The organism is Flavobacterium sp. FlaQc-30, assembly GCF_044005885.1.
Classification (GTDB): Bacteria; Bacteroidota; Bacteroidia; order Flavobacteriales; family Flavobacteriaceae; genus Flavobacterium.
Window position 1 is genome coordinate 99,608 of record NZ_JBIPCO010000004.1, and the last position, 13,897, is coordinate 113,504.

Here is a 13,897-nt window from a genome sequence, read left to right on the forward strand (position 1 = left end):
GACCGGTTTCTATCTAATAAAATTACGTTTTCTTTTTGAGTTTTGATGGAATTTTAGCAAAAAAAGAAACGATAATAAGCTGAAAATCAACTTAAATATCGTTTCTAAAAAAAATATTAATTGTAATCTTTGAATTAATAGTTCATCGGGATGTCCATCAATAAAAATTCAGCGTCTGTGTTGGCTTTAATGTTTAAAACATCTGTTCCTGAAATTCCAACCGCATCGCGAGTGTTCAATTCCTGACCGTTGATGGTAACATTTCCTTTCAAAACAAAAGCATAAACTCCGTTTCCTTCTTTTTTGATTTTATATTCCGTTGCAATTCCTGCATCAAAATTTCCCATATTAAACCAAGCATCTTGATGAATCCAAACACCTTCATCATCAGCATTTGGTGATAAAACCTGAGCTAATTTATTGTGTCTGTCAGCAACATCTAAAGTAATTTGTTGGTAACGTGGCGTAACATTTCTTTTATTCGGAAACAGCCAAATTTGCAATAATTTAGTCTGCTGATCTGCATTTGGGTTAAACTCACTATGTTGAATTCCGGTTCCGGCACTCATTACTTGAATATCACCATTTTTGATAATTTCAGTATTTCCCATGCTGTCTTTATGAGCCAAATCACCTTCTAATGGAATTGTAATAATTTCCATGTTATCGTGAGGATGCGTTCCAAAACCCATTCCGCCTGCAATTGTATCATCGTTCAAAACACGAAGCGCTCCAAACTGAATTCTGTCCGGATTGTACCAGCTCGCAAAACTAAAGCTGTGATAAGCGTTCAACCATCCGTGATTTGCGTTTCCTCTTGTTTCTGCTTTGTGCAATACTATATTTTCCATGATTTTGTATGTTTTGTTAATTTTATAGTACAAAGATACTATCAAGGTAAAGGAAAAGCACTTAATGTAGATTAAGAAAGATTCTGAGGTTCTGAGAAGCTAAGGTTTTTTGAAATTTTTGCGATTCAGTAAAATTATCTAATTATTTTTTGAAGCAGAAGTTTGGGTTTTCAAAAGACGTTTAGTCCCGCTATCCGTTTCAATCTTTTACGGTGAACCCCACCATAAAAGGATTTCCACTTTTATCGGGGCTAATTTAGAAGTTTTTGTTTTCAGAAGTTGAATAGACGTAAAGGGAAAACGTTCCGAAGGAACAAAATATATTCTAGGGATGGATTTTAATCCATTCTACGCATGAAGCTCTACAAAGATTGGTGTAGATTATTCTTGTAAATTTCCATCAGGGTATTTATAAAACTCTAAATCCAAGAGTTCTAATTGTGTATTTATTTTTTCATTGTTAAGTTCTTCAACTTCTCGATTTCGGAGTTTTTTAATCAAATCTTCATTGGATAGTTTTTTTGGATTAATTAAATTAATTGCCGATTCAAGAATTTTTGCGGTTTTAAACTTTTTATTTTTCTTTAATGATTTTAATGTTTCAAAACAATTTTGACCACTTGAATTAAAAAAGTATTGATTAAATCCTCCATTATTTACTTCCATTTCTAATTCTTCAATATTAGCTGTCGGTTTTGAAATATTAGTTTTCTCTTTGTTTGAACTAACTTGGCCTAAGCAACTTGAAAAAGTCATTAGAAGTAAGAGAAAAATGGAGTTGAATAATTTCATTGCTTACGGTTTTGGGATTTTAATGCTTTGTTAAGTTACTTACAGAGATCTCTCCTTCGTCGAGATGACAAGATTGCGTATAATATCTAAGATCAACTATATTGACTTATAAACTGCTGCACAACAGCATCAGTATTTTCATGACGTTTTTTCTTTTCCAATTCGATTGGCGGAGAAGCGCGTTCCAAACAATCTTTTACATCGCAAGTCTCACAAGTAACACCAACAATTCTCTTGACTAAAGGTTTTCCTTCAATGAATTTGAATTTCTTTTTCATGGTCGGATTAATTAAAATTCCAACAGAAATACTTCGAATGGTATCATGTAAAAAAGGATCTTTAGTTGCCGATGAGAAAACCAGATATTCATTTCCGCTATGAACGTAACTCGAAATTTGCGCATCAAAAAAATGTGGTTTATTTTGTTTGATGGCTTCGTCGATGGTTTTTACTGAAACCCATCTTCTGCAATAATGTTCGTTCGTTTCGTTGGCATGTGGTTCTTGTTGGTTCGTTATGTGTAGTTCTTTTTTAATATGATAAACATCTGAACCAATTTTATGAGACATTCTTAAAAAGAATAAATTTTTAAGCTGAAAATCTTTCGGCAACAAATTCGTTAATCGTTGGTAAAACGATTCTGGAGAAACTTCAAAACTTTCAATCAACGCTACAAATTCTTCTGGATTTGGTTTTTCATTGATTAAAAAAGCATTCACTTTGTCTACAACCAATTGTCTAGGTAATAATAAAGCACCAGCGAAATAAGAAGCATAAAAATTATTTAAGACCTGATCAAAATTTTCAAATTTAATCCAACTGAAAGTTAGTAAGCGATCCGAAATTTTCAAGTAGTTATAAGCGATCTCTTTAGCTAAAATAAAAGCTCTTTGTGGTGCATCGATTTCTGTTGAAAGCAATAAAGTTTTGCTTTTCGGAACATAAATAGAACGCAAATCGCCCAAAGCTTCTTGATCTGTAAAAGCGATTTCTTGAATTTTGTATTCGTATTCTTCTTTTAAAATTGCCTCTAATTCTTCAATTGTGATTTTAGAATCCAGATTTATCTGAAATGATTTAGAAAACGTAATTACTTTTTCTTCTAAATCTTCAAAATAATTACTGTGTGCTTCCTGATACGAACGTAAAGCTGCTAAAAAGAAACTTTCGCGACTTAAATTATAATGCTGAGCGATTTCGATAATAGTACTAATAAACGCATTGACTTTTGCAGGAGCATTAGCAATAATATCAATTAAATCAGCTTCCTGAATGCCAAAAAGCTCTAACGGAATCTCTTTTAAAATTCCGGATTTCAAAATTTCGCCAATTGGAGCGAGATTATTATCGAGTTTTAATGACACCATTTGGTCATAAGTAACATCTAAATGTTCGCAGAGAAGCAAAATTTTATCTGTTTTTGGATATTTTTTCCCCTTTTCAATTTCATTTAAATACGATTTTGAAAGATTTGTCAGTTTGGCTAAGCCAAAAAGTGACAGATTTTTTTGAGTACGAACTTGCTTCAATTTTAGTCCGAAGATCAGCTTTATATAGTCTTTTTCGATATCCATGAACCAAATATAACCATTATAAAAATAATCGCCAAAAAATTATTTTTAATATTTAGCGAACGTTCGCTTGTTTTGTAAAAAACTTTTTTCTAATATTGTCATGTAGAAATTATTAAAAATCAAAACGTTATGATTTTTATATTCTGAAATGAATAAATGATAATCTAACGAAAAGATTTTTTTTTAATAAAAAAATAAAACCATAGCTATGAAAAACCAATTAGAAATTACCGAAACGGCAATGGAATTTTTAGCCGAAAAGAAGCTTCGTTATCCAAAAATCTGGACAGAAGAAGCGATTGTTTTTATAACCGAATTGCATCGAAAATTCGAATCGCAACGAAAATTATTGCTTTTGCAGCGAGAACAAAAACAAGTCACTTTTGATCAGGGAGTCCTGCCAGTTTTTATTCCGGAAACCAAAAGCGTAAGAGAAGGCAATTGGACAGCTGGTGAAATCCCAAAAGATTTATTAGACCGAAGAGTGGAGATTACCGGACCAGTTGATCGCAAAATGATTATCAATGCGTTGAACTCAGGAGCTAAAACTTTTATGGCCGATTTTGAAGACAGTACTTCGCCGACTTGGCAAAATTTGATGGACGGACAAGTGAATTTAATTGATGCGGTTAACAAAACAATTACCTATACCGATTTGGTAAAACAAAAATCCTATCATTTAAATGAAAAAATAGCAACCTTAATTGTTCGCCCAAGAGGTTTGCATTTGCCAGAAAAGCATGTTTTGATTGAAGGAAATGAAGTTTCGGGTTCGTTGGTAGATTTTGGTTTGTATGTTTTTCATAATCATAAACGACTTTTAGAAAATAATTCTGGACCGTATTTCTACATTCCGAAATTAGAACATTATCTGGAAGCTCGCTGGTGGAATAATGTAATTGATTTTACCGAGGATTATCTGAAACTAAAACGAGGAACAATAAAAGTGACGGTTTTAATTGAAACCATAACAGCAAGTTTTCAATTGGACGAAATTATTTACGAATTGAAAGAACATATCGTGGGATTGAACTGCGGACGTTGGGATTATATTTTCTCTTACATTAAAAAGTTTAGAAAAAATCCAAAATTCATAGTTCCAGATCGTGATCAAGTAACTATGACTTCGCCTTTTATGAATGCTTATTCGAATTTAGTTATTCAAAGATGTCATAAAAGAGGAATTCATGCGATTGGCGGAATGGCAGCTCAAATTCCGATTCGGAATAATGAAGAAGCCAATGCCATAGCTTTCTCAAAAGTAAAAACCGATAAAGAACGAGAAGTTCGAAACGGACACGACGGAACTTGGGTGGCTCATCCAGATTTAGTTGCACTGGCAAAAGAAATTTTTGATAAAGGAATGCCAACTCCAAATCAGATTCACATTAAAAGAGAACATCGAAAAATTACAGAAGAAGATTTAATTGAACCACCAATAGGAATCATAACTGAAAACGGCGTTCGAAAAAATATTAATGTTGGAGTTTTGTATTTAGCTTCATGGCTAAACGGACAAGGAGCTGCTGCATTACATAATTTGATGGAAGATGCCGCAACAGCCGAAATTTCGAGATCGCAATTGTGGCAATGGCTTCAGAACAAAGTGATTTTGGATAATGGACGAAAATTAGATTTGGCTTATTATCATGAATTGGCTTTAGATGAATTCAGAAAAATTAAGGAAGAATTAGGAGAAGAAAATCACGAAAAACAACAATTTCCGTTAGCTGAAAAAGTGCTGGAAAGATTAGTAGTTAATCCTGATTTCGTTGATTTCTTGACAATCCCGTGTTACAAATATTTATAAGAAAAAAATCCGCTTAATCTGTGAAATCTGCGGGCGAATAATTTTTTCACGCAGATTTTGCAGATCAGGGAGATAAAATGAGAATGAAACTTTGGCTTAAATTATCTAACACATAGAAACATAGATTTTAGGTTTTAAATAAAAAGGAAGAAGAAAAAAACAAGTTTTTCACACATAGCTATGTGTATTGAAACAAGTGAAACGCCTTTTACCACAAAGTATAACTATGTTTCTATGTGTTAAAAAAAATATCCAGTTAAACTGAACACTATATACTTACTAACCACTTTAACTATACTATTTATGAAAACAACAGAAGACAGAATTCAGGAATTGATTAACGATTGGATAACGAACCCGAGATGGAAAGGTGTTGAACGTCCTTACACTGCGAGTGAAGTAGTTACACTTCAAGGATCCTATCATATTGAGCATTCTATTGCAAAAATGGGAGCGCAAAAATTATGGAGAAAGTTAAAAAGTCAGGATTTTGTCGCTGGTTTGGGGGCGTTGACTGGAAATCAGGCGATTCAAGAAGTCGATGCGGGTTTAGAAGCGATTTATTTAAGCGGATGGCAAGTTGCTGCAGATGCAAATCTGGCGGGAGAAATGTATCCTGATCAATCACTTTATCCAGTAAACAGCGTTCCGATGGTGGTAAAAAAGATCAATAATGCGTTGTTACGTGCTGATCAGATTCAGACAGTAAATAATATTGAAGATAAAAAAGATTATTTGGTTCCGATTGTGGCTGATGCCGAAGCTGGTTTTGGGGGAAACCTAAATGCTTTCGAATTAATGAAATCTATGATTGAATCTGGAGCTTCTGGAGTTCATTTTGAAGATCAGCTGAGTTCTGCTAAAAAATGCGGACACTTAGGCGGAAAGGTTTTGGTTCCAACTCAGGAAGCGATTAACAAATTAATTGCAGCACGACTGGCTTCAGACGTTATGGGCGTTTCGACGTTAATTGTTGCTAGAACAGATGCAGAAGCAGCTAATTTATTAACGAGCGATGCAGATCCGAGAGATCGTAAATTCCTAACTGGGGAAAAAACGGCTGAAGGTTTCTTCTATGTGAAAAACGGAATCGAGCAGGGAATTGCAAGAGGGTTGAGCTATGCGCCTTATGCCGATTTAATTTGGATGGAAACCAGTAACCCAGATTTAGAATTCGCAAGAAAGTTTGCAACAGCTATGAAAAAAGAATTCCCGGATAAAATGTTAGCATACAATTGTTCTCCGTCATTTAATTGGGCAGCAAAATTGACGGTTGCCGAAATGGAAACGTTTAGAGAAGATTTAGCTGCAATGGGATATAAATTTCAATTCATCACTTTGGCAGGTTTCCATGCCTTAAATACAAGTATGTTTGAATTGTCAAGAGCGTATAAAGAACGCGGAATGGCAGGTTATTCTGAATTGCAGGAACGAGAATTTGCTTTACAGAAAAACGGATTCAGAGCTGTAAAACACCAAGCTTTTGTGGGAACTTCTTATTTTGATGCCGTTCAAAATACCGTTATGATTGGAAAATCAACGATAACAGCGATGGAACATTCTACAGAGGTTGAGCAATTTTAATTCAAAAGAAAAGCCAGTTCATCGAACTGGCTTTGTTTTTTTTTGCCACAGATTTCACAGATTAAAAGGATTAAAAAAGGTTGCCACGAATTACACAAATTTTTGCGAATTTTATTTTAATTTTTAAATCAATTAATTTGTGTAATTCGTGGCTAAAAAAAATCACTTTAATCTGTGAAATCTGTGGCGAAAAAACTATTTCTTTAAAAGGCGAGCTTTCATTTTGCTGAAAAATTCTGGAGTTACTCCTATAAAAGATGCGATTTGTTTTTGAGGAACTTTATGAACTAACGTTCCGTACTTTTTGCAGAATTTTTCAAAACGCTCTTCTGCAGGTAAACTCAAGTTGTCCATTAATCTTTGTTGATTCGCAACGAGTGAATTTTCGATCAGAATTCTAAAAAAGCGTTCCAATTTTGGAATCTCAAGAAATAATTGTTCCTGATTTTCTTTGGATAAAGAAACAACTTCTGCATCTTCTAAAACTTCAATAAAAAGCTGTCCCGGTTTTTGCGAAAAGTAACTGTACATATCACTCATCCACCAGCCTTCGCAGGCAAAAGAAAGAACGTGCTCCACAATATTATCGTTGATATTGAAACTTCTTAAAATTCCAGAGTTTACAAAATACGAATGTTTGCAAACTTCTCCTGCACTTAATAAAATAGTTTTGGCTTTATAAGTCTTAGTTTCTATTTTAGACAAAAAAAGAGCTTGTTCTTCGAGTGTTAATGAAACGTGCTTGGCAATATTTTCAAGAATTAATGCCATTATTTTTCGTTTACTAAAGTGAATGAAGTAGCTTTAAAACGATTTTTTTCGATTGTTCCGGTTACTGTTGCTTTTTTGACTGCATTGCAAAATCCGTCTTCAGCATGAGCATCACCATGATCATCGATTTTTGTTCCGTCAACGAAATAGGTTTTTCCATCAATACGAACGGCCAAATCACAGCTTTTGCCTTTCATTCCAAATTGACATTCTCCACAAGCAGCTTCTACAACTGTTGGTTTGTCAATTACTTTTTTACTTTGAGCCTGAGTTGAAATACCAACAAATAGGAAAATTACGAATATAAGTTTTTTCATTTTTTAAGAGTTTACAGTTATTAATTTTGCCGTTTCTTTGGCACGTTCTATTACTTCAATTATTGGAGTTGCAAGTGAATCGTGGCTTAAAACAACTCCCATTCGGCGATAGGGTCTCGAAGTCGGTTTTCCAAAAATCCTGAAATCAGTTTTTGATAATGCTGCTACTTTTTCGATTCCGTTAAACGTTGGATTTGTAGAATCTTCTGATGCTAAAATTACAGCGCTTGCTCCAGCTTTTTCTAAAGTGATTTCAAAAATTGGAAGACTTAAAATAGCTCTTAAATGAAGTTCAAATTCGTTGAAATTTTGCGTTCCAGCCAAAGTTACCATTCCGGTATCGTGCGGACGAGGAGAAAGTTCAGAGAAGTAAACGCCTTCTTTAGTAAGGAAAAATTCAACACCAAAAAGTCCGGCACCTCCAAGTGCTTCGGTAATTTTTTCGGCCATATCCTGAGCTTCGTACAAATCTTTTTCTGAAACTAAAGCTGGTTGCCAGCTTTCTTGATAATCACCGCGTTCTTGTCTGTGGCCAATTGGCGCACAAAACAAAGTTGGATTGTTATTTTGAGTAATTGTTAAAAGCGTAATTTCCGAATGAAAATCAACAAAGGCTTCTACAATAACTTCGATAACATCGCCACGCGAACCTGCAACAGCATATTGCCATGCCTTTTCGATATCGCTTTCTGTTTTTATAGTTGATTGCCCTTTTCCTGATGAAGACATTAAAGGTTTTACGACACATGGAATTCCAACTTCTTGAACGGCTTTTTGTAATTCTTCGGCTGAAGTCGCGTATTGATATTTTGCTGTTCTTAGTCCGAGTTCTTTTGCTGCTAAATCACGAATTGCTTTACGGTTCATGGTGAAATTAGCCGCTTTCGCTGAAGGAACAACCGTGATTCCTTGTTTTTCGTAATCATAAAAGCGTTCAGTGCGAATGGCTTCTATTTCTGGAACTATAAAATCGGGTTTATGTTTGGCTACGATTCGGTCCAGTGCTTCGCCGTCTAGCATATTGATCACTTCAAAACTGTGAGCGACCTGCATGGCCGGTGCATTTTCGTAACTGTCAACTGCAATTATGGTTTGTCCGATTCGTTGCGCGGCAATGACAAATTCTTTGCCTAATTCGCCTGAACCTAGGAGTAGTATTTTCATTTTGGAGTGTTGTAATGTTTGAGTAGTAAAAGTACAGAAAAAGCTTTTTTTAACCGCAAAGAGCGAAAAGAAATTCTCACGTAGATTTTGCAGATCGAGCAGATTTAATTTTGTTTTAGATTTTAGTTCTGACAAAGTAATCACGCAGTTTGTCATTTAGAGGAACGAGAAATCACACTAGAAGCTCGACAAAGATTTGTGATTCACTTTTTGGAATCCCGCGTGCGATTTCTCCTTACGTCGAAATGACAATATTGAGGAAATGATAGTGAAAATTTAACCGCAAAGAGCGCAAAAAATTACGAAAAGAACTCAAGGTTTTAACTTTAAGTAAAAAAGGTTCGCAAAGATTGTTTTAAAATCTTTGCGAACCTTGCGTATACCTTTGCGAACTTTGCGGTTAAATAGTAATATTAATGAAAATGATCTTCTTCAATCTCAAATTCGGCATCTTTTTCCCAGATTTCCATTTCGCAGGGTTTGCAGTTGAATTTTAGTTTGTATTCTAATTCTCCCTGTTTCAATACTAATGGTTCTTTTACCTTAACACCAACTATATCTTTTTGGTGTATTGGGCATTTTTTTAATTCGTATTTGATGCAATATTTTGTTGTCATTACACGAGATTTTCCTGGATCCCATTGTAATTCGAATGCTTTTTCGATTTCAGTCACACCATGACGTTCGTAAAATTTACGAGCCGTTTTGTTCGAAACATTGTACATGAAATCCAATTTGGTTTCAGGATACGGATGTGACGTTTTTACTAATTGGTGTTCTTCGCGTTTGTAATTTGCCAAACGAATTTCAGTTAATTGATCGTAAACAGTTCTTCGCATTTCGTTGATTTTTGAAATAGGAAGGAACCAGTTTTGAGAAAACATAATGTTGATTTCATTAGCAGTATAAGGCGTAAAACCTGTTTTAGCTAATTGTGTTTTGATATTTTCTTCGATTGATTCGCCCGTTTTTGTTTGCTCTTTTGCGTGATCTAAATTAACGATGCTTACATTTCCGTCTTCATCGGTTGCGATTAATTCAAAACCAGTTTCAGTTTCTGTAAGTAATAAAGTGGTGCTTAATTTACGAACGGCGCTATCTTCTCTTTCAACAATTTTGATGAAAGCGGCGTCATTATTTCTGTAGATGAAAGTTCCGTCTTTTACTTCTTTTAAAACGTTTGGATAAATTTTGCCGTTTTCGGCTTTGTTTACATAGATTCCGTCAGCTTCATTATTTTCGTTGATGAAGCAAAGTCCGTCACCGTTGTTTAATAATTCGCCGTTTTCGATTTCATAAGCGTTTCCAATAGTTCGGATTAATTTACCAATATATTGACCTTTTGATTTTGGGCTTTCCCAAGAACCGATAGAGCTGTGTCTTTCGTTAACGAAATAATCGGTATAACCACGATTGAAGGTTCTGCTTAAAGAAGAATCAAAAGTATACGTGCAAGTTCCAGAAGAAGCTTTCATGTATTTTTCGCTTCCTTCGCCTTCTAAATAACTGTCTAGTTTTTGACGTAAATAAGAAACGTTGTTTTTAACGTAAACTACATCTTTCAATCGTCCTTCGATTTTAAAAGAAACGATTCCGGCTTCAATTAAATTCGGAATTTGTTCTGAAATATCTAAATCTTTTATCGAAAGCAAGTGGCTGTTTCTGATTAAAGTTTCTCCGTTTCCGTCGATTAAGTTATAAGGCAAACGGCAGTTTTGAGCGCAAGAACCACGATTGGCGCTGCGTTCTCCGTTTGCTACACTCATGTAACAGTTTCCGCTGAAAGAAACACATAATGCTCCAGTTACGAAAAACTCTAATTCAACATCAGCTTCGTCGTAAATCGTTTTAATTTGATGCAAGTTCAACTCACGTGCTAAAACGACACGTTTGATTCCAGCATCTTTTAAGAATTTTATTTTATCGGCATCACGATTGTTGGCTTGTGTGCTGGCGTGAAGTACGATAGGAGGTAAATCCATTTCCATAATCGCCATATCTTGAATGATCAAGGCATCAACACCAATATCGTATAACTCCCAGATCATTGAACGACACGTTTCAAGTTCGTTATCGTATAAAATGGTATTCATAACAACAAAAACCTGAGCATTAAATAAATGCGCATATTGTACTAAAGCAGCAACATCTTCAATAGAGTTGTTGGCGTTAGAACGTGCACCAAATTGTGGTGCTCCAATATATACTGCATCGGCGCCACTGTTTATTGCGGCCATTCCTCCAATTAAATCTTTAGCAGGTGCTAATATTTCGATTTTCTTCTTCATTTCTAAAACTTTAGACTTTTGTGGTATTCCCGAAAAAAAGTGTGCAAAGGTCTTATAAAATATTCGAGTTTGCTAATGATAGAGGGATTTTTTTGAAATTGTTAACTTAATATGGGATGATGATGGTTAAGATTTGGGTTTGAATTGATTGGGGGGCTTAAAATAGTGTTGAATAAAAAAAAACAGATAAACAATCATTTTCGAAGAATCAAGAAAATGATTGTTTATCTGTTTTTTACTTTTTATAAAATATTGTTAAGTTAATTAGTTGGAAATTAATAAAATAAATCTGTTCTCAATTTTATCTGTTAACTAATATTCAAACAAAGTTATAGACGATGCTATTCCATTTGTGTATTCGGTTGTTGTAATTTTTTTAATTAGGTAACCTTGTTTATTGTAAATGTAATGTTCTTTAATTGGTCTATTAGCGTACCAAAGCCAGTCTGTAATATGCGTAGTTGGTGTAGGAGAAAAAGTAACATAATCGCTGCCTTGAGTTTGCATATAAAATAGAATAGGATAGCCTGTTACTTTATACCAAGCTTCATTAGCATAAATTCCCGGTTTAGAAGTATCAATATTATAAACATCTTCGTTAAGGCTGTAATGCTCTTGTCCTGGTACAATATGGCCACTTTTATCATAGGTTTGCATCCAGTAATAGGCGGATACTTTTACTTTGTTATCGCCCATATCCATGTAAACAAAGTCAATTATATATCTGTGCCCAGAGATATTTGGAAAGAATGAATTATTGTAGGCTACATATTTTTTTGCCTGAGTTAAACGGTCTTGATCATCATAAGTATATTGAACAGTTATGTCGTCATTTGTTTTTAATTCGGTGATATTACCTCTTGTATCATATAGATATCTATTTTCTGTGGTGGTGCTTACTTTGCCGTTAGAATAAGAAAAAGTATCCATAAAATCAATATTACTACTTGCCTGATTACCGTTGTAACCTGCTGCATATTTTTTGGTAGATTTTAATTGTTTTCTTGCGTCATATTCAAAATCAGTTCTACTTCCCCACCAGCGCTTTATAGTATCTCTAAATTTGTTTAGTGAATCTTTAATAGCGGCTTCTTGTGCAAAATGCAGTACATCTCTATAGTAGTATACTTTCTTGACTAATTTTAAAGAATCACTTTCGGCGGTATTTTTAGCGGTTAGTGATTTAAGAATGTTGTTAGTAATCGCAGGTTTAAGTACGACTTTAACAACCGGTGGTACTGTCGGTGTAATTGGCTCAGTTGGAACATTGCCTTCTGGTACAGTAGGAGTAGGAGTTTCTTCGCTTGCACAACTAATTACAATAATGGTTATTATAATTGCGAGTAGTGTTTTCTTCATTTTAGTTGGTGGTTTTTGGTTGTGATTATTCCTGATAAAAATAATCTTTTATTTGATAGGTTCGTAAATAAGCTGTACTACTCCAGATTTGAAAATATTGGTTTTAAGTAAGGTTAATTCTAGTCGTTCTTTTAAGTCTTCAAATAATGGCTTACCGCTTCCTAGAGCTATTGGATGAACTGATATTCTGTATATGTCAATAAGATTTAATTGAATAAAGGTTTTAATAAGACTTGCTCCACCATAGAGCCAAATGTCACCTCCGGGTTGTTTTTTAATCTCATTTACTTTTGTTACAATATCTGAGTTTATAAATGTTGCTTTGTTGTCTTGTCTGCTTTGACTTGAAAAAACATATTTCTTTTTTGAATGTACTCCTTTCCAAAGCATTAGTTCTGCATTACTTGCATTTGTTTCTGGCTGATAATTGCCCCAAGAATCATAACTTACCCGACCATAAAAAATGGTATCTATGCCTGACAAAAATCCATCAAAATCTATTTCATCATCCATAATACACCAATCAATTTCTCTGTTTGGACCTTCAATAAAACCATCTAAGGTTACAGCTAAATCTAGAATTACTTTTTTCATTTGTGAAATTTTTATGCTTGTTACAATTTAATAAAAGATAGTTTTTAATTTGAATAAAACCTAATCTAGAGGGATAGAATATCCAATAGCAAATACACCGGTTGACTGTTTTGCAGCAGGATGAAAATATCCAGAAATACCAATTTCCAGGCTGTTTTTTCTGCCCAGCGCTAATCCAATACTAAATGGGATATGCAGTAAAACATCACTTTTGTTAAAATTAATGTTTGGTGTAAAGGTTTCGAATTTACCTATCGAAGTTCCTATACCACCTTCGATAAATGGTGCTACCCATGGAATTGGTGCGCAAATACGAACTTTTCCTCCCATTAAAAAAGCATTAGTTGTTACTTTATATTGAGGTTGGTTTTGTATATTTTGATCTTTATCTACAGATTCAAAAATGGCGCCAGCATAAGGTCTTATACTTAGCCATGATCTTACTCCTAAAACATATTCTGCTTGAAGATAAAGTCCGCCTCCCATAACATCTACTTCTTCCTGACTTCCATAATCTTCGATGTAATATGAACTGCTCGATCCATAACCTATGGATGCTTTAATAAAATTACCCATAGTCTGGGCTTTTGAATGAGACGAAAATAATAGTGTAAACATTATAGCAGTAAAATAGCGTAGAGTTAAGGTCATTGATTTTTTTTTTTTAGATTATTAAATAGTGAGGCGAATATAAGAATTTATTTACATGTTTAAACAAAGACAAAAAAACAGCTTAAAGTATAAAAGTGATGAAACTTTTGAACCTTAAGCCGTTTTAATAAAACTTATTTAT

General features: G+C 34.2%; 12 protein-coding genes. 2 read left to right on the forward strand and 10 right to left on the reverse strand.

Annotated elements, in window-relative coordinates; all coding sequences use genetic code 11:
- Positions 1 to 134 precede the first annotated feature (134 nt).
- The 3 genes from ACHRV0_RS10715 to ACHRV0_RS10725 form a co-directional block, all read right to left on the reverse strand.
- Positions 135 to 851 (reverse strand): pirin family protein, encoded by a 717-nt coding sequence (locus ACHRV0_RS10715; RefSeq protein WP_395440832.1) that lies wholly within the window; start codon positions 849 to 851, stop codon positions 135 to 137.
- A gap of 381 nt (positions 852 to 1,232) precedes the next feature.
- On the reverse strand, positions 1,233 to 1,643 hold the full coding sequence (locus tag ACHRV0_RS10720; protein WP_395440833.1) for a DUF4375 domain-containing protein: 411 nt from the start codon (positions 1,641 to 1,643) through the stop codon (positions 1,233 to 1,235).
- Between the two features lie 92 nt (positions 1,644 to 1,735).
- Positions 1,736 to 3,217: a helix-turn-helix domain-containing protein gene (locus ACHRV0_RS10725; protein ID WP_395440834.1), complete on the reverse strand. Its 1,482-nt coding sequence runs from the start codon at positions 3,215 to 3,217 to the stop codon at positions 1,736 to 1,738.
- Between the two features lie 208 nt (positions 3,218 to 3,425).
- Between ACHRV0_RS10725 and aceB the strand changes: the two genes are divergently transcribed.
- Positions 3,426 to 5,027 (forward strand): malate synthase A, encoded by a 1,602-nt coding sequence (gene aceB / locus ACHRV0_RS10730; RefSeq protein ID WP_395440835.1) that lies wholly within the window; start codon positions 3,426 to 3,428, stop codon positions 5,025 to 5,027.
- A 303-nt stretch (positions 5,028 to 5,330) separates the two neighbouring features.
- Positions 5,331 to 6,611: an isocitrate lyase gene (aceA, locus tag ACHRV0_RS10735; protein WP_395440836.1), complete on the forward strand. Its 1,281-nt coding sequence runs from the start codon at positions 5,331 to 5,333 to the stop codon at positions 6,609 to 6,611.
- Between the two features lie 195 nt (positions 6,612 to 6,806).
- On the opposite strand, the gene ACHRV0_RS10740 is transcribed toward aceA, so the two are convergent.
- The 7 genes from ACHRV0_RS10740 to ACHRV0_RS10770 form a co-directional block, all read right to left on the reverse strand.
- The gene (locus tag ACHRV0_RS10740; RefSeq protein ID WP_395440837.1) at positions 6,807 to 7,382 is read right to left on the reverse strand and encodes a Crp/Fnr family transcriptional regulator; all 576 of its coding nucleotides are present in this window, start codon (positions 7,380 to 7,382) and stop codon (positions 6,807 to 6,809) included.
- Positions 7,382 to 7,699: a DUF6370 family protein gene (locus ACHRV0_RS10745; RefSeq protein WP_089054968.1), complete on the reverse strand. Its 318-nt coding sequence runs from the start codon at positions 7,697 to 7,699 to the stop codon at positions 7,382 to 7,384. Before ACHRV0_RS10745 ends, ACHRV0_RS10740 begins: the two co-directional genes overlap by 1 nt.
- 3 nt (positions 7,700 to 7,702) lie before the next feature.
- On the reverse strand, positions 7,703 to 8,863 hold the full coding sequence (purT, locus tag ACHRV0_RS10750; protein WP_395440838.1) for a formate-dependent phosphoribosylglycinamide formyltransferase: 1,161 nt from the start codon (positions 8,861 to 8,863) through the stop codon (positions 7,703 to 7,705).
- A gap of 413 nt (positions 8,864 to 9,276) precedes the next feature.
- Positions 9,277 to 11,151 carry a U32 family peptidase gene (locus ACHRV0_RS10755; protein WP_395440839.1) on the reverse strand — a complete coding sequence of 625 codons (1,875 nt, stop codon included), beginning with the start codon at positions 11,149 to 11,151 and terminating at the stop codon, positions 9,277 to 9,279.
- Positions 11,152 to 11,463: 312 nt separating this feature from the next.
- Positions 11,464 to 12,510, reverse strand: coding sequence for an RHS repeat domain-containing protein (locus ACHRV0_RS10760; RefSeq protein WP_395440840.1), 1,047 nt, complete (start codon positions 12,508 to 12,510; stop codon positions 11,464 to 11,466).
- Between the two features lie 48 nt (positions 12,511 to 12,558).
- Positions 12,559 to 13,104 (reverse strand): dihydrofolate reductase family protein, encoded by a 546-nt coding sequence (locus ACHRV0_RS10765; RefSeq protein ID WP_395440841.1) that lies wholly within the window; start codon positions 13,102 to 13,104, stop codon positions 12,559 to 12,561.
- A gap of 60 nt (positions 13,105 to 13,164) precedes the next feature.
- Entirely contained in the window at positions 13,165 to 13,755 is a 591-nt protein-coding gene (locus ACHRV0_RS10770) for a hypothetical protein (RefSeq protein ID WP_395440842.1), read from the reverse strand.
- Positions 13,756 to 13,897 lie beyond the last annotated feature (142 nt).